The sequence below is a fragment of the Paenibacillus psychroresistens genome, from assembly GCF_009728935.1.
GTDB lineage: Bacteria > Bacillota > Bacilli > Paenibacillales > NBRC-103111 > Paenibacillus_AC > Paenibacillus_AC psychroresistens.
In genome coordinates this window covers 5,727,530-5,750,381 of record NZ_CP034235.1, presented here as the reverse complement: position 1 = coordinate 5,750,381, position 22,852 = coordinate 5,727,530, and the positions used below count along the sequence as shown (strand labels likewise).

Below are 22,852 nucleotides of genomic sequence, written 5' to 3'. Positions count from 1 at the left end.
TGCTGCTTAGCTATTAGGGAAAATCGGAATCAGCACACGTTACTGTGCTTACGGTGTCTATAGCAACAGTTATTTGTTTATACTGTTATTATGATTCCTTCAAAGGTTATGTATCGCAAGATACATAGCAAATTTGGGTGGTACCACGGAAGAACTTACCCCTTTCGTCCCGTCAAATGCTTATTAGCGTTTGGGATGAAAGGGTTTTTTGTATTCTTTTGCAGCTTGAATTAAAATCGGGGAGGGTTAAGGATGAGTATTCAAAGTCCAACCAAAGTGTTAAAAGAAGATTTGAAGGCGAAGCTATTGCAGCCGGATTACATTTCCGGTTCTGATATTTTGCTGCGCTGTCTGCTTTTGGAGGGTGTGGATTGCGTGTTTGGCTACCCCGGCGGAGCTGTTCTAAACATTTATAACGCGATGCACGGTAATCCGGATTTTAATCATTTATTAACAAGGCATGAACAAGGTGCGATTCACGCGGCTGATGGTTATGCGCGTACTACAGGTAAAGTCGGAATATGTTTAGCAACCTCAGGTCCTGGAGCAACAAATTTAGTCACAGGAATTGCTACTGCCTATATGGACTCTGTTCCCTTAGTTGTAATCACTGGGAATGTCGCTTCGAATTTTATTGGGACAGACGCCTTCCAAGAAGCGGATATTACGGGGATTACGATGCCAATTACCAAGCATAGCTACTTAGTGCGTAATGTTGAAGATTTACCCCGCATTATTCATGAAGCTTTCCATATAGCGAATACAGGTCGCAAAGGTCCTGTGCTTATCGATATACCCAAGGATATATCCGCTGATAAAACGATATTCAAGTACGTAGATACCGTTAATATTCGTGGTTATCATCCGACAATGGATCCGAATAAGCTGCAGGTTGATAAAATTGTTAAAGCGATTATTGCAGCTGAGCGTCCTGTGATCTTAGCAGGCGGCGGGGTGGTTTATGCCAATGCTTCCAAAGAGTTAATTGAGTTTGTTAATCTAACCCAAATTCCGATTACTACTACTTTGCTTGGATTGAGTGGTTTTCCAAGCTCACACGAGTTATGGATGGGAATGCCGGGGATGCATGGAACCTACACTGCTAATATGGCCATTCAGAATGCGGATTTATTGATTTCCATTGGAGCGCGCTTTGATGATCGTGTGACGATGAAATTGGACGGATTTGCCCCTAAGGCCAAGATCATTCATATTGATGTAGACCCTGCGGAAATTGGCAAAAACGTTAAAACAGAAATCCCATGTGTTGGAGATGTTAAGGTTGTTCTGGAGTATGCGAATACTAAGGTGAAGTCAGCTAATTCAGCAGATTGGATCGCAAAAATCAAGCAGATGAAACTAGATTTTCCACTTAAGTACATTGATTCAGAAACAGAATTGAAGCCGCAATTTGTTATTGAGGTAATTAACGAAACAACCAAGGGCGAAGCTATTATCACTACAGACGTTGGGCAGCATCAAATGTGGACTGCGCAATATTATAAATTTAATCACCCGCGTTCATGGGTAACTTCAGGTGGATTAGGCACGATGGGCTTTGGTTTTCCATCCGCTATCGGCGCTCAAATGGGTAATCCGGGTCGCCTTGTTGTTTCAATCAATGGAGATGGCGGTATGCAAATGTGCTCGCAAGAGTTAGCCATTTGTTCCATTAACAAAATTCCGGTTAAGATTGTCGTCATTAACAACCAAGTGTTGGGAATGGTTCGCCAATGGCAGGAAATTCTTTATAATAATCGCGAAAGTCATATAGATCTAGCGGGAAGCCCAGACTTCGTCAAATTGGCGGAAGCTTATGGGGTTAAGGGTTTAAGAGCAACCAATAAGGCGGAAGCTCGCCAGGTTTGGCAAGAAGCGTTGGATCATGATGGTCCTGTATTGATCGACTTTGTTGTTCGCAAGGAAGAGAACGTTTATCCTATGGTTACAGCAGGCAGTACGATCAGTGAAATGTTAATGGGGGATTCCGAATGAGCATAACCAAACATACGATTTCTGTACTAGTCAATAATCAGCCTGGTGTTCTGCAACGTGTTTCTGGCTTGTTCGGACGTCGCGGTTTTAATATCGAGAGCATTACGATAGCCGAGTCCGAGGAAAGTGGATTATCACGGATGGTTATAGTAACAAGCGGTGATGACAAAACCTTAGAGCAGGTTCAGAAGCAATTATATAAGATTATAGATGTTATTAAAGTCATCGATCTAAGCTCTAACCCAATGGTAGCACGCGAGCTTGCTTTAATTAAGATAAGCTCGGAGCCGTCAGTTAGACACGAGATTATCGGAATTGTCGAAACATTCCGTGCTGGAGTAGTCGATATTGGCCCAAGCTCGTTGATCGTGCAAGTTGTCGGAGATAGTGATAAAATTGATGCAATGACAGAATTGCTGAGACCTTATGGGATTCGTGAGATCTCCCGCACAGGTGTAACGGCCATGATTCGCGGTTCGGTAAAATAAGCTGATCTAACTCGTTTTGAGTGGGGGTTTAAGCGGATAAGCTATCTAAAGCCTATAAGTCTATCCGTTCAAACACCCACTCAAAAGGGTTTTAAATTAAAGGAGGATATTATTCAATGGCAGTTAAATTGTATCATGAAAAAGACGCAGACATCAGTTTCTTACAAGGTAAAACAATCGCGGTAATCGGTTACGGTTCCCAAGGACATGCTCAAGCTCAGAACTTACGCGACAGCGGTCTTAAAGTTATTATTGGTCTACGCGAAGGTAAATCATTCGACAAAGCGAAGAATGATGGCTTTGAAGTATTCTCCGTTGCTGAAGCAGCTAAACAAGCAGATGTTGTTCAAATCCTTATGCCTGATGAAACTCAAGCAAGAGTTTATAACGAAGATATCGCAGCTAACTTGAAAAAAGGCGCAGCTTTATTATTCTCCCATGGCTTTAACGTTCATTTCGGTCAAATCGTGGCTTCCAAAGATACAGATGTTCTTCTAGTAGCTCCAAAATCACCTGGACATATGGTACGTCGTACATATGTAGAAGGCTTTGGTGTTCCTGGACTAATCGCAGTTGAGCAAGATGCTACTGGTAATGCACATGCAATCGGTATGGCTTATGCTAAAGGCATTGGTTGTACACGCGCTGGCGTTATTGAAACTACTTTCAAAGAAGAAACCGAAACAGATCTATTCGGGGAGCAAGCTGTATTATGCGGCGGGACTACTGCCCTTGTTAAAGCAGGCTTTGAAACTTTGGTTGAAGCTGGTTATGCTCCAGAAATGGCATACTTCGAATGTTTGCATGAATTGAAGCTTATCGTTGATATGATGTATGAAGGTGGAATTTCCTCCATGCGTGATTCCATCTCGAATACAGCTGAATATGGTGACTATGTAACTGGTCCTCGTATCATTACGGATGTAGTTAAAAAAGCAATGAAAGACGTGCTTACCGATATCCAACAAGGTAAATTTGCTCGTGATTTCATTCTTGAAAACCAATCAGGCCGTGCTTTCTTGACATCAATTCGTCGTATTGAGTCCGAGCACCCAATCGAAGTTGTAGGTAAAGAGCTTCGTGGCTTGATGCACTGGATCAAAAAGTAATTATTATTCTTGAGTTCAATTAATAATATAAGCATTAACAGGGAATGTGCCCAGTTCGAATAACTGCTGGTACATTCCCTGCTAGGCATTTGGGGTTAGAGTTTTGCTGATGCTTACGAAGATAGTTTTCTTACGAAAACTTTAGGGAGGTGCCTACTGTGAGAAAAATTTATATTTTTGATACGACGTTGCGGGATGGCGAGCAATCACCAGGGGTCAATCTCAACACACAGGAAAAAGTCGAAATCGCCTTGCAATTAGAGAAGCTGAATGTCGATCGGATGGAGGCTGGGTTTCCAGCAGCATCACCAGGCGACTTAGCAGCGGTTAACGCAGTTGCTAAGGCTGTGCGGAATGCGACTGTTATTGGTCTCGCTCGCTCAAGAGAGCAAGACATTGATGCGGTTCGCCAAGCATTAATCGGTGCTCAGGATCCATGTTTGCATCTTTTCTTGGCAACATCACCAATTCATCGCAAGCATAAGCTGCGAATGGAGAAGCAACAGGTTTTGGAAACAGCAGAAGCTGCAATCAAGTACGCTAAGAAATATTTTAGCAAAGTTGAATTCTCGCCTGAGGATGCAGGACGGACCGAGCTGGATTTTCTATGTGAGGTTGTAGCAATGGCTATTCGTGCAGGAGCTACTGTCGTGAATATTCCGGATACCGTTGGTTATATGAATCCTAGCGAGTTCGGGAATATTTTCAAAGTATTGCGTGAGAATGTACCAGGTATCGAGAAAATTCAATTAAGCGCGCATTGTCATGATGATTTAGGGATGGCAACCGCTAATGCATTGGCAGCTGTATTAAACGGTGCTGATCAAATTGAAGGCACGATTAATGGGATTGGCGAGCGTGCAGGCAATACTTCATTAGAAGAAGTTGTTATGGCGTTGGAAACACGCAAGGAATTCTTCCAAGCGAAAACCGATATCGTTCTTAGCGAAATTTATCGCACCAGCCGTTTAGTTAGCAAGCTCACAGGTATGGTCGTCCCAGGAAACAAGGCGATTGTTGGTGCAAATGCATTCGCACATGAATCGGGTATTCATCAGGATGGAATGCTTAAAGAGAAAACCACCTATGAAATCATGTCACCTGAAACAATAGGATTAAAAGATAGTAAGCTTGTATTAGGCAAACATTCAGGACGCCATGCTTTCCGTGAAAAGCTGATTGACTTGGGTTATACGTTAAACGATGATCAAGTTAATGCTGCTTTTGCTAAGTTTAAGGATTTAGCGGATAAGAAAAAAGATGTATCTGACGAGGATATTCGCGCGTTAATTGAAGAGAAGCTGATTGTTACAACTGAGCATTTTGCATTGGAAACGATGCAGCTGTCTTATAGTAATCAATCCGTACCAACAGCTACCGTAAGAATTCGGACGATTGCAGGAGAAGTCTTAGACGAAGTAGCTTTAGGTAATGGCTCAGTAGACGCTATCTACAAGGCGATTGATAAGGTTACTAAGGAAGAAGTCGAGCTTGCGGATTATTCGATTAAGTCTGTTACACAAGGGAAAGACGCATTAGGAGAAGTGCATGTCGTGCTTAGGCAGAACGACTCAAACGCTCAAGGCCGCGGAGTTAGTACAGATATTCTGGAAGCTAGCGCTAAAGCTTACATTGATGCGATTAATCGACTTATCGACAAACGCAGTGTGCCAGGTCCAGCTAATCGCGGAAATATGTCTTTGATTTAACTGAAAAATTACATTAATTATCTTAAGCACTCTTTGGCAATTTAAATTGCTAAAGGGTGTTTTTTGTTGGTTTATATCAAATGCTGCAACAAAATGGTGATTCAATCCGTTAATAAATGGGTATCTAGTAAGATGTTCACATTAGAATGTTCCAATTGTAAGCTACATAGAAAGAGGTGAAGCGTGTTTAATCTATTGTGTGAACTAGATAAATATATAAAATGGAGGCATACTATGAAGAATAAATTTATAAAGTTAATCGTTTCAAAGTTATTAATTGCATGTTTGGTATTTTCATCTGTAGGCATGGCTTTTGCAGCTACAGCAGCAACAACGACAGATATTAAAGGGCATTGGGCTGAACCACAAATTACATCATGGATTGAAAAAGGATTTATCAAAGGCTATGAGGATAATAGCTTCAAGCCAAACAATTCTATTACTAGAGCCGAATTCGTAGCTTTGGTCAACCGTTCGTTCGCATTCACGGAGCAAGCAACAATTTCATTTAAAGATGTGAAAGCTAGCAACTGGGCTTACATCGAAATTGCAAAAGGCGTTAAAGCTGGATACATTAAGGGTTATGCCGATGGAACCATTGGTGCTAGTAAGACAATTAGTAGACAAGAGGTTGCCGTTATCGTAGATAGATTGCTAGATTTATCTGCAGCAGCTTCACCTTCCGCTTTTAAAGATGGAAGTAAAATTGGTACATGGGCTATAGACGCAGTTGATTCTGCGGTTGCTGCTGGTATCCTTAAAGGATATGCAGAGGACAATACATTTAAGCCCGCTAATCCAATCACTCGCGCAGAAGCAGTAGTTACATTGGATCGTGCAATCGCACCAAGTAATGTAGTATATAATACGGCTGGAACTTATGGACCGGCTACAGGAAACGAAGTCGTTAATAAAGATGTTGTGATTAATACAACAGGCGTTATTTTACAGAATATGACTTTAAACGGTAAATTAACTTTTGCGTCAGGGATTGCTCAAGGTGATGCAACCTTGAAGAATGTAACAGTTAAAGGCGATACTACCGTGCAAGGCGGCGGTGTAAACAGTATTCATTTAGCAGATTCTGTTCTTGCAACAATTATCGTCGATAAAGATCCTTCACAAGGAGCTGTTCGTATTGTAGCAGAAGGTACAACTACAGTCGGACAAGTTAACGTGAACTCTCCAGTGACACTTCAAGAAACCAATTTAACAGGTACTGGATTTGGTAATGTTACATTAACTGATAAATTACCTGCTGGATCAGAGGTTATTTTGAAAGGTTCTTTCGATTCAGTTGTTGTGTTAGCAGACGGAATTAAACTGTCTCTTGCAGAAGGTAGTATTAAATCATTAACAGTAAGTGCTACTGCAACAGGTACGACATTAGATGTTGCTGCTGGAACAACTATTACTGCCTTGAATTTAGATGCAGTAACAACAGTAACAGGTAAAGGTACAATTACAATGGCAACATTGAGTGCAGCAGTAAATGCAACTGGTTTGCAAAAGTTTGAAACAGCACCTGGAACAATTGTAGTTGGAACAGCTACACCAGTGCCAACAGCAACTCCAACACCAGGAAATGGTGGCGGTGATCCAGGTAATGGTGGTGGTGGCTGTACTAGCAACTGTGGTACGACTCCACAGAATGGTACAGTTACAGGATTTGTATATGATAGCAATGACACAGCTCAAAGTGGTGCAGTAGTCAGTGCTACAATTACAGGTGCAACTTATTACAGCGCTACTACCGGAAATGACGGATCTTTTCTGATTAGTGGAATACCTGTTGGTTCAATATCCTCATTAACTGTTACACAAAACGCGTATCAATCAGTGACTTATAATACTTATTCAGTAGCTGCTGGCACAAATACTCCAATTGGGATCGTTCGTTTAATACCGAATATGACACTCGCAGCAGCCTCTGTAACAAGTAATACTTATTTAGATATTACTGTTAATCAAGGTGTTTATGGAACTAGTGCGCATAATTCACCAGTGACAGTGAACTCTTTTAAATTAACATTATCTGATGGGACTGCTTCAATACCAATTATTCAATCTGTTACCAAGGTTGACGGCACACCGTTAGCTGTAACTGGTGGAGATACAACTATTCGTGTATATTTTACGGTTACAGGAACACCAGGCAATGCTCAAAAACTTACGGTTACACCTTCTAGTAGTACATCTATTTATAACAGTTCAGGAAGTCCCACATCAGTCAAAGAGACTCTTATCACAAATATAGTACCATCTAACTGACTTGTTTATCATTAGTTAGTTATTAATCAAAAAACAGTCAAAGCTAGTAGTAAATTAGCTTCGACTGTTTTTTGCATTCACATAGTACTCTGAAAAATAACTTAAAATTACAGCCGAGCCTCACACTGCTCCAAAGCTTTAGCAAAATATTGCATGCCCAATTCAATTTGTTTTTCGTTGGAATGGGTAAAGTTTAGTCGAAGGGTATTCAGCTTTGGAGATTCTGCGTAAAAACTAGCGCCGGGAACGAAGGCAACTCCTTCTTGCACAGCAGCTTTTAAAAGCTCTTCAGCTACCAAACCTTCGGGTAATTCCAACCAGAGGAACATACCGCCTTTTGGCTCACTCCACTTGATATCGCTGCGGTTTAAACCAGTCAACAGAGTCGCCATTTTTTTCATCCGCCGTTCGTACTCGGATCGAATTGTGTCAACATGCTTGTCCAAGTCAAAGTGGCAGAGCAATTGATACAAAGCCATTTGGTCCATAGTACTAGAATGTAAGTCAGCGGCTTGCTTAGCACGGGTCATATTCGTAATGATTTGCGGATCGCCTACAATCCAGCCTGTCCGCAGTGCCGGAGCTACTGTTTTGGAGAAGGTGCTGGTATAAACGACTGCCGAACCATGTGGATGCTGGTCCAAGGAAAAAATCGAAGGGAAATGCTCACTGCCACCATACTGCAGCTCCCCGTAAGGATCATCCTCGAGAATAAGCACATGATGCTGACGACAAACCTGAAGAATTCCAAGACGTCTTTCTAAGCTCCATACATAGCCAGTTGGATTTGAGAAGGTAGGGTTGATATAGACTAGCTTAGGCTTATGAATAAGGATGAGGCGCTCAGCGTCCTCCAGATCCATTCCTAGCTCATCCCCCTTAACTGAGATAATACGTGCACCACGCGATTGAAACACCTGTAAAGCAGCCAGATAGGTCGGCTCTTGGACAAGCACAACATCACCTGGATCTATATAGACACGGGACATAAGATCAATAGCTTGCTGAGAGCCTGTAGTTAGTAGCATTTCATCTTTAGTAACATGAATATTGCGTTTGCTTAGTCTCTCTGCAAGTGCTTCCCGCAAGAGGGTGTATCCTTCGGTTAATCCATATTGGAGCGCGCTATTATCGTGAGTGAAAACACGATCAAAGGCTGAGCGTATGGCTTCAACGGGGAATAATTCTTCAGCTGGCAAGCCGCCGGCAAAGGAGATTATTGATTTCCCTTGGGTAAGCTTGAGGATGTCACGTACTGCACTGGATTTAAAATGCTGCATAGAGCTTGAAAAGGTATATTCCACGACTAGATCCCCTAACGAAAAAAACATATTTTAATCTATTTTATGCCATATGAGATGTGCTTTCAATCTATTTTTCAAATCCTACTTATAGTTGTAGCCTATGAAGTCCATAGCTTTTATATCTTTGTAAAATGAGGCGATTTATGTTACAACAAGGGTAGTTCAATTGAACGAAAATGAGTCTAGAATTAGGAGTGAATGAATGATGGCAGAAGTCAAAAAAATAGCGGTAATTGCTGGGGATGGAATCGGTCCAGAGGTAGTTGCTGAGGCAGAAAAAGTACTAAAGAGAACGGAAGAGGTTTTTGGGCTGCGCTTTGAATTGGAGCATGGGCTTTTTGGCGGGATTGCTATTGATCAAAAAGGCACTCCATTGCCACAGGAAACTTTGGAAATTTGTCAAAAAGCAGATGCAGTATTGCTTGGAGCCGTTGGCGGTCCTAAATGGGATAATAACTCTGCAGCACTTCGTCCTGAAACGGGATTGTTGGGGATACGTAAGGCGTTAGGGTTATTTTCAAATATTCGTCCAGCTACTGTGTTTGATTGCTTGAAGGATGCATCTACTCTGAAACCTGAGGTTTTGGATGGTACGGATCTTATTGTGGTTCGTGAATTAACGGGCGGTATCTATTTCGGTGAGAAATTCCGTCGTGAAACCGAAAATGGAACAGAAGCTGTCGATACATGCGTATATAATGTAAAAGAAATTGAGCGCATTGCTCGTCAAGGCTTTGAAATTGCAATGACGCGGAGCAAAAGATTGGCTTCCGTAGATAAGGCAAATGTGCTTGAAACCTCCCGTCTATGGCGCGAAACGGTTATTAAGCTTCACGCTGAATATCCTGAAGTAGAACTAGAACACATCTTGGTAGATAACTGCGCTATGCAATTGCTGCGTCGTCCGTCTAGCTTTGATGTTATTGTTACTGAAAATATGTTTGGTGATATTCTAAGTGATGAGGCAGCAATGCTAACTGGATCAATTGGAATGCTTTCATCCGCATCATTGGGCGAAGGTGCTTTTGGTTTATATGAACCGGTACATGGTTCAGCTCCTGATATTGCAGGGCAAGGCATTTCCAATCCAATTGCTACCATTCTTTCTGTAGCATTGATGTTCCGTCTTACTTTTGGATATCATAAAGAAGCTGAAGCGATCGAGCGTGCGGTTAAAGAAGTTTTGGATGCTGGCCACCGTACAGGCGATATAGCCGTAGATAAATCAAAAGCTATTGGGACTACAGCAATGGGCGATTTAATTGTTGCTGCGATTCGCTAATTAGACACTTAATTAGAATAATTATTATTAAGTATTGATTGTTATCTTGACTTTCCTAGTACTGAATGATAGGATCTAAATGAGAACCGTTATCGGTATTGATAGATAAACAAACATAGGAGGAATTAAAATGGCAGAACGTTTAGTTGGTAAACAAGCGCCTGATTTTACTTTAGAAACAGCGCTAGGTAATGGTGTTGATTTTGGAACTACTTCATTGTCTGATTACAAAGGAAAATGGTTAGTATTATTCTTCTATCCACTTGATTTCACATTTGTATGTCCGACAGAAATTACATCTTTAAGTGCTGCAACAGTTGAATTTTCAAAGCTTAACACTGAGGTTCTTGGTGTGAGCACAGATAGCAAGTTCTCTCACCGTGCATGGATCAACACAGCCATCAATGATGGTGGCCTTGGTAAATTGCAATTCCCATTGGGAGCAGATTTGACTCAAAGCGTTTCTCGCAATTATGGCGTTCTTATTGAAGAAGAAGGTATCGCGCTTCGCGGTTTGTTCATCATCAGCCCAGACGGCGAATTGAAATATTCCGTAGTTAACCACAATGATATCGGTCGCAGCGTTGACGAAACACTTCGTGTGCTTCAAGCTTTGCAATCAGGTGGATTGTGCGCAGCTAACTGGAAACCAGGCGACAAAAACCTATAAGATGCTCAAATAATGGACAAGCCCTTTCTGGACTGCCTTTTGGCGGTCTGGAGAGGGCTTTTTGCTGTAGCTAGACTCAAATTTACTGAAACCCTGAAAAACCGTCTAACAGCAGGTTACACTAACAAACTAAGTCACGATACGCTGAAATTCAGCGTATGGAAGCCCAATTCTGAGCTCCATCCAAATATGCTTACTTAGCTTCCTTGCCCATCCGGTCAATTTCTTGGCTGATTACATAAGCTAGCTCATCATTGTCAAACATAGAGAGGACGCCCAGCAAGGTGGAATCGTCGATATCTCCAGCTTCTTCCTTAGAAACGGTGAGGTCTAAAGTTTGCTGCAAAACGGCATTGTTGATTTGATCCGGATATGCTTTGCGATAAAGCACAAGCGGGTCTAGATCATGATTGACACACCACTGGGCGAAAACGAGGATCATCATTTGCTCATCGCGCTGATAGTTCTGAATAACCTGCTGCTCAATATTTTGCTCATCTTCATCCATGGAAAGCTGCCTCCGATTTTGGTGTTAGAATTTATTAAAGCTTCAAAGGCTTCTCTAAAGTATAAAGCTCGTCCTCAAGGGAAAGGATCCGTTCGTTAACGACAGACCGCGCATCCTGTAAGGCTTCATTATAAACCAAGGGACCGAGGGTTTGCAGCATAAAGTTAATTATATTTTCAGTTGCAATGTCACCTAAAGTTTTACCAACCTCATCTTCAAAATAGTCCTGAATCTTTGCAATTAAAATCTTTTTTTGATCAAAGGGAAGTTTTTTTAGCATAAGGGTCACCTTTCACTGGGATTAGCCTTTTCAGATACATCGGCTTGGCATTTACCGTAAGTCTTAGTATAATTACAGTATACCTTTTGTGGCTAAGATTAATTGTGAATTTTTGTTTGGAAAAAAGGGATTTTTGATACAAAGAGAGAATAAGTTAAAACAGACTACACTGGAAAAAACGTTATTTTATATTCGTATAATTTCGTTTGGTCTGTAATTTGACCTTATGGGGGCGATGTCCATGAGCTTTTGCTGCGGAGCAAGTATGATCGGCACGAAAGGAACATTGAAGTATATTCGAACGCATATTCACAATGTACCGATTCTATTCTGCCCGGTATGTCATCGCGTTGAAGTACACCATTTGGCACAAAATGAATATGAGATTTTGGCTGAGTATGCGCATGGTGATGGTGCTTATGAAGTTGATTTTATTGAATATGTGGATGCCAAGAAGAATGCTGAGCTTTTCGAGAATTGTGTGAATCATGAAGGTGAAGAGCCTTTGGATGTAGTATTAAATCAAATTGACATGGCGCTGGATTTACTTACTTTCTCGAAGCAGTTGGGTGATGCGGAGTGGGAAGGGCAATTGAAAACCAGGCTGCTTACATTGAGTCGACGTCGGAATAAGCTAAGGCAAAAAAATGCAACGGGCGGTACCAAATAACGTCTCCTCGGAGACGTTTTATTATTTTCTGGGAGGGCTTAACATGCCGATTGTATTGAAACAGAAGCTAACAGAAGAAATCTTAAGCTGTGCGCTAATCAACAATTATGATTTTAAATATCATGGGGTTAAAGCCTGGAATAGCCGCGCTACAGCTGAAGCGGAATATGCTTCTTTTATATTAGAGCAAGGGATGGACGAGCTGTGGAATTGGGAATTGTTTGAACTAGACGAGAATCAGGTTAAGATAGGTAATGTGAAGCTAAATAACAATCCAAACAAACATTTATTCTTAACTCCTGAGGGAAAGTTACAATCGCGATAAGTACCCCCTTATCCAGATGAGCATCAACGAAACCTATTGTGTGAGGTGGAGATTTTGGTATTGGTTCTTTTTAAACGCTTTTTAGGCAAGGACCGTTCTAATCAACCCAATCAAACGAAATCTGAAACTCCTGAGCAATGGGTATCTCACATTCAGCAGGGTGATTTACGCATGCGCAATCAGTTCATTACAGATTATCAGCCGTATGTGGCTAAGGTGGTTAGTCGATTCTGCAAAAGATATATTGATCCTGCGGTAGATGATGAATTCAGCATTGGATTGTCAGCTTTTAATGAGGCAATTAGCCAATTCTCTACAACTGGAGGAAGCTCTTTTCTTGGTTTTGCTGAAACGGTTATGCGTCGGCGCTTGATTGATCATGTGCGCAAAGAGCAGCGACATAACCAACAGGTACCACTGAGTTCTTTTGATTCGGAAGATGATGAACAGAATATAATAAATCCGGTAGAAACCCAGCAGGCTATTGATGTTTATGAGAAGCAAGCGGGAATTGTAGAGCGCCAGAGTGAAATTAAGGAATTGAATCAAGCATTAAGCGAATATGGGATTCGATTCATGGATTTGGTTGAAGCCTCGCCTAGTCATGCAGATTCAAGAGAAGCTTTATTCAAAATCGGTAAGCTTTTAACAGAAAATGATGAATGGATGCAGGTGCTGTTGAGTAAACGCACTCTGCCCATTAAAGAGCTTTTAAGCGAAGTCCAGGTATCGCGGAAAACGTTAGAACGCAACCGGAAGTTCATTATTGCAGTAGCACTCATCCATTATGGTACCTATCCGTTTTTACGTGAATATTTACATAGCACCAATATCCCTAGTTAGAAAGGAGAAGTGGCAAACATGAACAGAGGCATCGTTATGGAAATTGAGAATTCCGAAATTATTTTAATGACAGCTGAAGGCAGATTTACAAAAATTCCATTAGCTCAACGTAGCTGTCAAATTGGCGAAGAGATTTATTTTACAGAAGTAAAGCCTTATCGACGTAAGCCTTGGATCATTGCTAGCTCATTTATTGCTGTGGCTGCAGCAGTGCTACTTCTTCTTTTTAACTTGAGTCCAGGGTCAGTTGTGGTAGCTAATAAACAAATCGTGGCTTATGTATCTATTGATATCAATCCAAGTGTCGAAATGGGCATAGACGAGAATAATATTGTCTTGGAAATTCGTGGTGTAAACGCCGATGGGGCGGAACTAATCAAGAATATTGCTTATGCTGGCAAAGATATAGATACACTCACGGAGGATTTGCTTCAGGAGGCAGAGAAGAAATACCTGAGCAAAGGTGAAGGCGATATAATTATTTCAAGCACTATGCAGGAGAATGGAAACGATAAGAGTCAAGTCAATGATGTTGCAGTCATTACTAAGCTTAAAAAGGTCGTTGTTCAGCATATTGAAAAATCTCACCCTGAGCAAGCGGCAAATTATCAGGTGACGGCATTTGCAGCCGATAAGGAAGTTCGAAAAGCCGCAGAAAGCAAAGGCTTATCTGCTGGTAAATACACGATATACTTAAATGCTAAGGATAAAGGGCAGGCAACATCCATTGATGATTTGAAAAAAGAGTCTGTACATGCGATTGTCAAAAAATCCGGTGGATTGGGTAAGATAGTGCCACCTGATAATCTATCTAAAGAAAAAACCAAGCAGCTGCTAAAAGATGACGAAAGTGGTGCTCTTGACCGTAAGCTGAAGAATTGGAGAGAGACTCAAAAAGAGGAAAACAAGAAGGCAGAAGATGCCAAGAAGCAGGCAGAAAAACAGAATAATAAAAATGATGATAGGAAAAACAGTGGGAAAGATAACAGTAAAAACAATGAGGAAAACGATAGTAAAAACAATGGCAAAAACGATGGGAAAAACAATGATAAAAACAATGATAAAAACAATGATAAAAACAATAATAACAGTGGAAGAAACAATAGTAAAAACGATGGTAAAAACAATGGTGACAAACAAGGTTCTTCTCCAGCAGTAAGTCCAGCATATTTCAGAGCAACAGAGAAGCCAAATGGTTTTAGTAATGATGGGAATAATTCAATAAATAAAGGCAGCCCTTGGGGCAAATTTAGTGATAAGTGGAGCAATAAGCAAGGAAACAACAAAACTGACAACAAGAGTGACAACAACAAAAGCGATAATAAAACGATAAGAGAAACGCCATCACCAACTGATAAACCAACAGAGAAGCCAACTACTAAACCAACTAAGAAACCAAGTAGGTCAGAGCGAGAGAGAAGAACAAGTAAACCAACCCCAAAAACAACACCGTATTTTGAACTAAAGGCAGGTTCTGAAGAGAAGCATAAAGCGGAGCTTGAAGAAAAATTAAAGGAGAAACTCCAAGAAAAAGAGAAAGAAAAAGAAAAAGAAAAAGAAAAAACTTCAAAAAACCGCAACGGAAAAAAGCAGGATGATCAGGATAATAACAAGTTAAGAGAAGGTTAGGTATAGTGTTACAAACGGTTGGCGGGTACAGCGCTAGCTTTATTCTGGATTTGAATGGTTTACTCTAATACTGTCAACGACTTTAAGTTTCGTAGTCGTTGGCAGTATTTTTGTTTGGATTTTTATTCTGAGTTATGGACAAAGGGACATAGTATTCAACTGCTCATCTAAATAAGCTATACTAATAACTAGACTTATGGTTTGGAAAGGAGAATACATGCGTTATAAAACATTTGGTAAGATAGATTTTGAGGTTTCATCGTTGGGATTTGGTGCAATGAATTTGCCTGGTGTACCTTTTGAGCAAGCTAAAGATGCTTTGAATTATGCTTTGGATCAAGGTATTAATTATATAGATACTGCAGCCGCATATCGCAATAGTGAGGAAATTATTGGTGATTCTATCTCACATCGTAGAGATGAATTTTTCTTAGCGACCAAAACAGGGCAACGCAGCTATGCTGGCGCTAAGGAAGAAATTGAGCGAAGCTTAGTAAGAATGAAGACGGACCATATCGATCTTCTCCAGCTGCATTATGTGAATTATGTTCATGAATTTAAACAAATTGTCGGCGAAGACGGAGCTTATATTGCTGCTCTAGAAGCCCAACAAGCGGGTAAGGTTCGACATATTGGTATTACTGGACACAGACCTGAATTATTAGCCAAGTGGGTACGGAAATATAAATTTGATCAGGTTTTATTTCATTTGAATTTGGCGCAGCCCTTTGCCTTAGATGAGCTTATTCCGACTATGGCTGAGCTCAATATGGGCAGGGTGTCGATGAAGCCATTATCTGGCGGGTTTATTCAACCTGTAGAAAAAGCCATTCGTTATCCTTACAGCCAAGACGTGCATGTCATTATCTCAGGTATGGTCAGTGTAGCTGAGGTAAAAGAGAATATAGCTGCTATGGAGCAAGAGGTTGGTGGTGCGGAACGCTTAGAGCTGGAAAATCTGGCAATCGAGCTTGGTGAGCATAACTGCCGTCGTTGTAATTATTGTGAGTGTCCGATAGGAATTAATATTCCCGAAATTATGATTTCAAGTAAAATTCGAGAAAAATTGGGGCTTTTGCCTAAAGGCGATGGATTTTATCAGAAGCAAAAGGAAAAGCTATTCTCCTGTGCGGATTATGAGCCTTGCAAAGTAACCCCATTATGTGAGCAAAAATGTCCTTATCATTTACCCATGCAGCAGGTTGTCCAAGAATCCGTTTCTTATTTCTCTTAGGTGGTGCGAAATTCTCATGAAGCATAATGAAACTATATTTTCAGTTAAACAAACTGACCTCAGCGGATATGACGGCTGGGTTTTATTCTTACGGCAACAGGAATTGGAGCATTTAGTTTGGCTAGAGCCTAAGCTTGGTGAGACCATTCGGCGCCTAAAGGAACGCAAGCTGTTTACCGGAGCTTTGCACCAAGTGGAGGTAATTCCCACACATGGCCTGTTTCCAACACCTTATTTATTATTGATTGGCCTTGGAGATAGTTCCCCTACTCCGTTACAGGCTTGGCGAGAAGCAGCGGCTGCTGCTGCCAAAGCAGCCTTGAAATCACATCTATCACGACTTGCAGTAAGACTTATTGGAGTTAATGCAGGGGATGATCTGAATATTTCGACTAAAACACAAATTGCTGGCGCATTAACGGAAGGTTTTCTGCTCGGCAGCTATCGGATTAAATCTTATCAACGTGATCCTGAGTTAAGTGCTTCGCTGCTCGAGGTTGCTTATTATGATGATAGTGAACGAGTTGGAACGGAAGAGCTTAAGCTAGAAGCTGCGATCACAAAAGCAAAGATTTATGCGAAAGCTACTAATTATGCAAGAGATTTAACTAACCTCCCAAGTAATTTGCTTGTGCCCGAGAATATGGCCGTTGAGGCTCAGAAGCTCGCAGCAATATTCGGTTTTGAATGTATCGTTCATGATGAATTAGAGATTGAAAAGCTTGGAATGAGCGGCTTACACCATGTAGGTAAAGGAAGTATTCATCCACCTAGGATGATTGTCTTGAAGTACCAAGGCACGGAGCAGTGGACGAATGTGCTGGGATTAGTGGGTAAAGGGATTACTTTTGATACGGGAGGAATTTCTCTAAAAGATCCTGAGGGTATGGAAGAAATGATTAGTGACATGGGTGGAGCAGCTGTTTTATTAGGAGTCATGCAAGCCATTGGTACATTAAAACCTAAAATGAATATAGTTGTAGTCATCCCAGCAGCAGAGAATATGCCATCAGGCAGTGCTTTTAAGCCAGGAGATGTTATTCCGACCCTGAGTGGTAGAACGGTTGAAGTTCTGAATACAGATGCAGAAGGCAGAATTGTTCTGGCCGACGGTGTAACTTATGCTAAACAGCTAGGTGCTGCAAGAATCGTCGATATAGCGACTTTAACTGGAGCGGTATTAGTCGCTTTAGGGGATGTAGCTACTGCGGCTATAACCAATGATGAAAGCTTCTTAAAGCAAATGTTAAAAGCTGCGGAGCAAAGTGGAGAGAAAATATGGCAGCTTCCTGTCTATCCAGAATATAAAGAGATGCTGAAAAGCGAAATCGCGGATGTGAAGAATTCGACTACAAATCGTTGGGCAGGAGCTATTACAGGCGGATTATTTGTTGGAATTTTTGCTGAGGAAACACCGTGGATTCATTTGGATACAGGCGGTACTGCGTGGCTCTGGCATGAACGCGGTCTTGATCCCAAGGGCGGGACAGGTGCAATGGTTCGCACCCTTGTCTCGATGATAGTGGGTTAGGCTTGCAATTGCTTACTTTTTTTAATGCTTCTTTTATGAGCTGGGGATGCTTCTTTGAACAATTCTTTAATATCCTGAATGGAGACAACCAAGCGATTGACTTGTTTTAGCTTAAAAGAAAATTTGCTGGAGCGTTCTGTCATCCCTTTGAGTTTAATGCCAACCCACCGATGCTTGCCTTTTTTGATTATTAAATCGCTTTTGTAGATGGGCAACGCAATTGCATTAGATTTAAGACTAGAAGTTGGAGCCATAGCTACATGATCTGCAGAAAAATAAAGCGCGTGTTTACTCCAAATTATTCTGCCAGGCTTGAATTCGATGACTACATAACTGGCTTGATTCTCACCTGAAGTAATTCCGTATACTTGTATGGATTTATTTTTGGACAACGGGTTAATTTCTTGATTGGTACGAATATCAGGCATGTAAGGCAGAATAAGTAACGGCAGCACACAGGCTGCAAACAATAGATAAGCCGATTGCAGAACATAAGCAAGGACTAAACATATCACAATGCCCAATAAACCGATGGCGAAAAATTTAAAGCTTGTTTTTTTCATGATAAAACAGTTCCTCCAATTATAGTGATCGTTTTATTCTATCATAGTTGCTGCTTTGTTAGAAGGTGTCGAAATATGGGGATTATGAAGGGATAGAGAACTATGAGAAAGCGGATTGGGATTATTGGACTAGGCGATATTGCCCAGAAAGTGTATTTGCCGATATTATCCAAGCATGAGCAAGTTGAAATTGTCGGCTTAATGAGCCGTTCTGAGACTACCGTTCAAAGGTTTTCCAGCCTTTATAGAATTGAAAATGCCTTTACAGAGCTTAATGACTTATTCAACCAAGAACCGCAAGCAGTTTTCGTACATACCCCCACGGAAACCCACGCAGAAATTGTCAAACAATGCTTGCAGCAAGGAATCGATGTTTATGTGGATAAACCACTCTCCTATGAAATTAGCGAGTCTGTAGATATGGTTGAGACCGCAGAGCGATATGGCCGCCTGCTAGCAGTGGGCTTTAATCGGCGGTTTGCTCCACGCTATGTGGAGGCGAAGGCTTGGCTGGAGGAGGCTGGGGGCTTTAACAGCTGTGTGGTGCAGAAACATCGAACAAAGCTGCAAAAGCATAGCTCCAAACATACGTTATACGATGATTTAATTCATATGTTGGATTTGCAGGTATATCTCAATAATGGGATATTCGATGTGGAGACCTATAAACAGAAATCAGATGAGCAAGATAGATTGCTTCATGCTTCTGGAGTTTTGAGCTTGGGTGAAGCAAGTGGGTTTTTCAGTATGGATCGTAATGCGGGGGGAGATCTGGAAAAGCTTGAGCTTCATGGTAACGGTCGTACTATTGAAGTGACGAATATGGAACATGCGGTGCTTTATGATAAAATCCAAGGTGAGCGCGTGATTAGTTTTGGCAGCTGGGATGATATTCTTTATCGGCGTGGTTTTGTAGGTGTTGTTGAGCACTTTTTGCAAGCGATAGAAGATCCTTCCGGGTGCCAAATTCGGGCAGATCAAGTGCTTTCTTCTCATGATTTGGTAGAACAATTGTTGCTGCGTGTTAATGGATAAGGAATATTTTCAACTTTATTTAGAAGTAATCCACAGCTAGGCAGCTAGTTGGATTACTTCTTTTTGTATATTTCGAAGCTTGGCTTGAGCTGCATAATAGAAATAATAAATGGATAAAATTATTTTGAGGATGTGTGGGCATGAATAATCAAGATCATTCGATAGCTAATGCATCTTTAGCATTATCCATATCGAGTTGTAATTGTTCGTTGATGTCAAATGGTTTATACCAACATTTTTCGATCATGAATTTGCTTATATTTTCGTGTGCACATATGGCAACCTTCAACTGATCTTTCAGTAATGATCTTATTTCTTCTGTTGTTGATTCCGTTAAAGCAGCAGCACACATTTTAACCGCTGTTTTTGCTGAATTTAGTAAATCAACTGCCATAATTTGATCGGTAAGAATATTCTTTTTCCCTGTAGCATTTTCGATAATTATATTCATCCTGAACGCTCCTTTATTGTTGTTCTTCTTCGGAAAATAAATTTTGGATATCTTTGATGGCCTTTGTTGATTGTTTAATATCTTCTTTAAATATCTCACTTAGTTCAGAATCTGAAACCAATGCATGCATAATTTTCGATTTAGATAGACAAAGCGTTTTAAACGAGATAATTTCATGCAATTCTAATGTTTCGTGTACGGCATATCCTTGATCTTGGTCTTGTTGTTCCACCCCAACACCTCCTGTCGATTGCTTCTTCTATTTTTCACATAGTAAATCAGAAATATTCTAAGCACCTTTTAAGCAGCTGTTGCGTTTCTAATCAAAGTGATCTATAAGGTGATACTGTGGTAATATAAGTATGGCTATAATAAAAAAATAAGGTGGTATAAATTATGAGTTCTATTAAAAATAGAGTACCCGCTGGCCAAAAAGTGACAGAAAGCTTCCCAGTTCTTCATCATGGAGAGGTACCTTATTATATTAATATGGGCAATTGGGATTTGAAAATTTTTGGTCTTGTTGATGAAGAATATACTTTTACATATAAAGAATTTATGCAATTACCAAGAACACAGTTCGGAAATGACATCCATTGTGTAACAACGTGGTCTAAATTGGATAATGTTTGGGAAGGAATCGCAATAAGTGATCTATTAAAGTTCTTTCATATAAAAGAAACAGCGAAATTCGTCATGCTACACGCCGAACACGGTTGGTCAACGAATTTACCGATTGAAGATTTCTTGAAAGAAACCTCCTTTTTAGCAATTAAGCATAATGGAGAATTACTATCACCTGATCATGGATATCCAGTACGCATGGTTGTACCACACTTGTATTTTTGGAAAAGCGCTAAATGGCTTCGAGGAATTGAGTTTTTAGAGAAAGACAAGCCTGGTTTCTGGGAGAAAAATGGCTATCATATGTACGGTGATCCTTGGAAAGAGCAAAGATATGATTGGGATTGATACGCCAGTAACGTTAAGACAATTAGTTCAATATAACCCAGAGCGACCTTACCGTGAGGCAAACGATCTCTATGTTTCTTATTGGGGCAAAGAGGATTGTAATCCAGGGCATGCTGTTGGACCGGGGATTCGTGAATTCTATAAAGTGCATTTTATTCATAAAGGCAAAGGGATAGTCCGGATCGGGAAGGAAACATTTTCTTTGCGGGCTGGCCAAGCTTTTATGATCTATCCTCAGGTCATTACTTATTATGAAGCAGATGCGGAGGAGCCATGGTCCTATTCGTGGATTGCTTTTCAAGGCAGTCAAATCGCACATGCCCTTAGTCGGACTAGTGTGACGCCAGAGCATCCTGTTTTCCCGATGGATATGCGAATTATGCCCCGTATTTACGAGCAATTATCTGAAGCAGTGGCATTTATTCCTAGCGCAAATCTGCGTTTATCAGCCATTTTAATGCAGTTCTTAGCTGAACTCACAGATGTTGCTCCTGCTGCATCTCTTGAAACTATTCATCCTCAGAAACACGATGTATATGTACATAAGTGTATCGAGTTTTTCAAAACGCATTACAGTGAGAAAATATCCGTGGAGCAGGTTGCAGCATCCTTACAGCTGGATCGTAAATATTTGTCAGCGCTGTTCAAAAAGGCGCTTGGCCTGCCGCCTCAGCAGTATTTGCTCCAATATCGCATGGAACGGGCAGAAGAGCTGCTCATAAAAGGGATTTATTCAATTGGCGAGGTAGCAAGGTCAGTGGGTTATCAAGATGCTTTGCTCTTCTCCAAAATGTTTAAGAAAGTAAAAGGCTCTGCGCCTAAGCACTTTTTGCTTAATTCCCCTGGTGACTAAACAGACATTAATCCATAAATGACATCCATTCTGATATAGGCGGTTTTAGGTGGATCTGATACTATTAACATAGTGTTTAATTATGGGAGGTTATCAAATGGGCTATCAAGCAGCAACAGAAAGATATGATACTATGCTATACAACCGTTCTGGGAAGAGTGGGTTGAAATTGCCGGCTATTTCCTTGGGACTCTGGCATAACTTTGGAGGCATTAACGTTCTTGAGAATGATAGGGCGATGCTGCATAGAGCTTTTGATTTAGGGATTACCCATTTTGATTTGGCTAACAATTATGGACCGCCTGCTGGATCTGCGGAAGAGACCTTTGGCCAAATTATGAAAAAGGATTTGCTCGCCTATCGCGATGAAATGATTATCTCGACTAAGGCGGGTTATTACATGTGGCCCGGACCTTATGGTGAGTGGGGTTCTAAGAAAAACCTGATCGCAAGCTTAGATCAGAGCTTGAAGCGACTACAAATGGATTATGTAGATATTTATTATCACCATCGTCCAGATCCGAACACGCCTTTGGAAGAGACGATGGCTGCGCTTGATCTAATCGTCCGTCAAGGTAAGGCGCTTTATGTCGGTTTATCCAATTATAAGCCAGCAGAAACACGCGATGCTTCAAAAATCCTTAAGCGCTTAGGTACTCCTTGCTTGATTCATCAGCCGAATTATTCCATGATGTCTCGTTGGATTGAGGATGGGCTTCAGGATGTGCTGGAGGAAGAAGGAATCGGCTCGATTGTATTCAGCCCACTTCAAGGCGGTATTCTGACAGATCGTTATTTGAATGGCATAACAGCAGATTCCCGTGCTGGAGGACCAAGCCATTTTCTCAATCCGGATCAAATTACAGAAGAGAAACTGAACAAGGTCAAGCAATTGAATCAAATGGCTGCGGATCGCGGGCAAAAGCTTTCCCAAATGGCGTTAGCCTGGGTGCTTCGTGGTGGGAAAGTGACTTCGGCATTGATTGGCGCAAGCAAGGTAAGCCAAATTGAAGATGCCGTTAATTCGCTTAAGAAGCTTTCGTTTACTGAAGAGGAATTATCGCGAATTGATACCATTCTTAATGGATAAATAAGTTTTAATTGGAATAACCGCTCCCCAAAAAGGAGCG

Annotated in this window: 23 protein-coding genes; 17 read left to right on the top strand and 6 right to left on the bottom strand. The window is 41.0% G+C overall.

From position 1 onward, the window contains the following. Positions 1-252: 252 nt before the first annotated feature. The 5 genes from ilvB to EHS13_RS26225 all read left to right on the top strand — a co-directional run bounded on the left by ilvB (position 253) and on the right by EHS13_RS26225 (position 7,572). Complete coding sequence (gene ilvB, locus EHS13_RS26245) at positions 253-1,995, top strand: biosynthetic-type acetolactate synthase large subunit (protein WP_155703220.1); 1,743 nt, start codon at positions 253-255, stop codon at positions 1,993-1,995. Beyond that, positions 1,992-2,483: an acetolactate synthase small subunit gene (gene ilvN, locus EHS13_RS26240; RefSeq protein ID WP_155703219.1), complete on the top strand. Its 492-nt coding sequence runs from the start codon at positions 1,992-1,994 to the stop codon at positions 2,481-2,483. Before ilvB ends, ilvN begins: the two co-directional genes overlap by 4 nt. Positions 2,484-2,599: 116 nt before the next feature. Then, the gene (gene ilvC / locus EHS13_RS26235; RefSeq protein ID WP_155703218.1) at positions 2,600-3,592 is read left to right on the top strand and encodes a ketol-acid reductoisomerase; all 993 of its coding nucleotides are present in this window, start codon (positions 2,600-2,602) and stop codon (positions 3,590-3,592) included. 158 nt (positions 3,593-3,750) lie between these two features. After that, positions 3,751-5,301 (top strand): 2-isopropylmalate synthase, encoded by a 1,551-nt coding sequence (locus tag EHS13_RS26230; protein WP_155703217.1) that lies wholly within the window; start codon positions 3,751-3,753, stop codon positions 5,299-5,301. Positions 5,302-5,535: 234 nt separating this feature from the next. After that, positions 5,536-7,572: an S-layer homology domain-containing protein gene (locus EHS13_RS26225; RefSeq protein ID WP_155703216.1), complete on the top strand. Its 2,037-nt coding sequence runs from the start codon at positions 5,536-5,538 to the stop codon at positions 7,570-7,572. Between the two features lie 107 nt (positions 7,573-7,679). Here EHS13_RS26225 and EHS13_RS26220 read toward each other — a convergent pair whose 3' ends face one another. Continuing rightward, a complete protein-coding gene (locus tag EHS13_RS26220) occupies positions 7,680-8,876 on the bottom strand; it encodes an aminotransferase-like domain-containing protein (RefSeq protein WP_155705510.1) in 1,197 nt (398 codons plus the stop codon). A 205-nt stretch (positions 8,877-9,081) separates the two neighbouring features. On the opposite strand from EHS13_RS26220, the gene leuB reads away from it, so the two are divergent. After that, entirely contained in the window at positions 9,082-10,158 is a 1,077-nt protein-coding gene (leuB, locus tag EHS13_RS26215; RefSeq protein WP_155705509.1) for a 3-isopropylmalate dehydrogenase, read from the top strand. Between the two features lie 130 nt (positions 10,159-10,288). Beyond that, a complete protein-coding gene (locus tag EHS13_RS26210; protein WP_155703215.1) occupies positions 10,289-10,828 on the top strand; it encodes a peroxiredoxin in 540 nt (179 codons plus the stop codon). A gap of 193 nt (positions 10,829-11,021) precedes the next feature. Here the strand turns inward: EHS13_RS26210 and EHS13_RS26205 are convergent, their stop codons facing one another. Together EHS13_RS26205 and EHS13_RS26200 are read right to left on the bottom strand one after the other, a co-directional pair. Further along, positions 11,022-11,336, bottom strand: a complete 315-nt coding sequence (locus EHS13_RS26205; protein ID WP_155703214.1) for a protein YxiS — start codon at positions 11,334-11,336, stop codon at positions 11,022-11,024. A 34-nt stretch (positions 11,337-11,370) separates the two neighbouring features. Further along, on the bottom strand, positions 11,371-11,616 hold the full coding sequence (locus tag EHS13_RS26200; protein WP_155703213.1) for a DUF2164 domain-containing protein: 246 nt from the start codon (positions 11,614-11,616) through the stop codon (positions 11,371-11,373). 241 nt (positions 11,617-11,857) lie between these two features. Between EHS13_RS26200 and EHS13_RS26195 the strand changes: the two genes are divergently transcribed. The 6 genes from EHS13_RS26195 (at position 11,858) to EHS13_RS26170 (ending at position 17,848) form a co-directional block, all read left to right on the top strand. Further along, entirely contained in the window at positions 11,858-12,286 is a 429-nt protein-coding gene (locus EHS13_RS26195; protein ID WP_155703212.1) for a hypothetical protein, read from the top strand. 43 nt (positions 12,287-12,329) lie between these two features. Further along, a complete protein-coding gene (locus EHS13_RS26190) occupies positions 12,330-12,611 on the top strand; it encodes a hypothetical protein (protein ID WP_155703211.1) in 282 nt (93 codons plus the stop codon). A gap of 60 nt (positions 12,612-12,671) precedes the next feature. Continuing rightward, positions 12,672-13,454, top strand: coding sequence for an RNA polymerase sigma factor SigI (sigI, locus tag EHS13_RS26185; RefSeq protein ID WP_319633392.1), 783 nt, complete (start codon positions 12,672-12,674; stop codon positions 13,452-13,454). Positions 13,455-13,472: 18 nt separating this feature from the next. Then, positions 13,473-15,083 carry an anti-sigma factor domain-containing protein gene (locus EHS13_RS26180; RefSeq protein ID WP_155703209.1) on the top strand — a complete coding sequence of 537 codons (1,611 nt, stop codon included), beginning with the start codon at positions 13,473-13,475 and terminating at the stop codon, positions 15,081-15,083. Between the two features lie 217 nt (positions 15,084-15,300). Beyond that, complete coding sequence (locus EHS13_RS26175; protein WP_155703208.1) at positions 15,301-16,317, top strand: aldo/keto reductase; 1,017 nt, start codon at positions 15,301-15,303, stop codon at positions 16,315-16,317. 16 nt (positions 16,318-16,333) lie between these two features. Continuing rightward, on the top strand, positions 16,334-17,848 hold the full coding sequence (locus EHS13_RS26170; protein ID WP_155703207.1) for a leucyl aminopeptidase: 1,515 nt from the start codon (positions 16,334-16,336) through the stop codon (positions 17,846-17,848). On the opposite strand, the gene EHS13_RS26165 is transcribed toward EHS13_RS26170, so the two are convergent. Continuing rightward, the gene (locus tag EHS13_RS26165; protein ID WP_155703206.1) at positions 17,845-18,411 is read right to left on the bottom strand and encodes a hypothetical protein; all 567 of its coding nucleotides are present in this window, start codon (positions 18,409-18,411) and stop codon (positions 17,845-17,847) included. The two genes, EHS13_RS26170 and EHS13_RS26165, sit on opposite strands and share 4 nt — an antisense overlap. A gap of 102 nt (positions 18,412-18,513) precedes the next feature. On the opposite strand from EHS13_RS26165, the gene EHS13_RS26160 reads away from it, so the two are divergent. Further along, positions 18,514-19,446, top strand: coding sequence for a Gfo/Idh/MocA family protein (locus tag EHS13_RS26160; protein ID WP_155703205.1), 933 nt, complete (start codon positions 18,514-18,516; stop codon positions 19,444-19,446). 154 nt (positions 19,447-19,600) lie between these two features. Here EHS13_RS26160 and EHS13_RS26155 read toward each other — a convergent pair whose 3' ends face one another. Together EHS13_RS26155 and EHS13_RS26150 are read right to left on the bottom strand one after the other, a co-directional pair. Beyond that, positions 19,601-19,897 (bottom strand): spore coat protein, encoded by a 297-nt coding sequence (locus tag EHS13_RS26155; RefSeq protein ID WP_155703204.1) that lies wholly within the window; start codon positions 19,895-19,897, stop codon positions 19,601-19,603. A gap of 13 nt (positions 19,898-19,910) precedes the next feature. Further along, positions 19,911-20,129: a spore coat protein gene (locus tag EHS13_RS26150; RefSeq protein WP_155703203.1), complete on the bottom strand. Its 219-nt coding sequence runs from the start codon at positions 20,127-20,129 to the stop codon at positions 19,911-19,913. Positions 20,130-20,293: 164 nt separating this feature from the next. On the opposite strand from EHS13_RS26150, the gene EHS13_RS26145 reads away from it, so the two are divergent. From EHS13_RS26145 to EHS13_RS26135, 3 genes are all read left to right on the top strand, one after another. Next, a complete protein-coding gene (locus EHS13_RS26145) occupies positions 20,294-20,869 on the top strand; it encodes a sulfite oxidase-like oxidoreductase (protein WP_155703202.1) in 576 nt (191 codons plus the stop codon). Next, complete coding sequence (locus EHS13_RS26140) at positions 20,856-21,722, top strand: AraC family transcriptional regulator (RefSeq protein WP_155703201.1); 867 nt, start codon at positions 20,856-20,858, stop codon at positions 21,720-21,722. The genes EHS13_RS26145 and EHS13_RS26140 overlap by 14 nt, the downstream gene beginning before the upstream one ends. Before the next feature lie 97 nt (positions 21,723-21,819). Beyond that, the gene (locus EHS13_RS26135; RefSeq protein ID WP_155703200.1) at positions 21,820-22,812 is read left to right on the top strand and encodes an aldo/keto reductase; all 993 of its coding nucleotides are present in this window, start codon (positions 21,820-21,822) and stop codon (positions 22,810-22,812) included. Positions 22,813-22,852 lie beyond the last annotated feature (40 nt).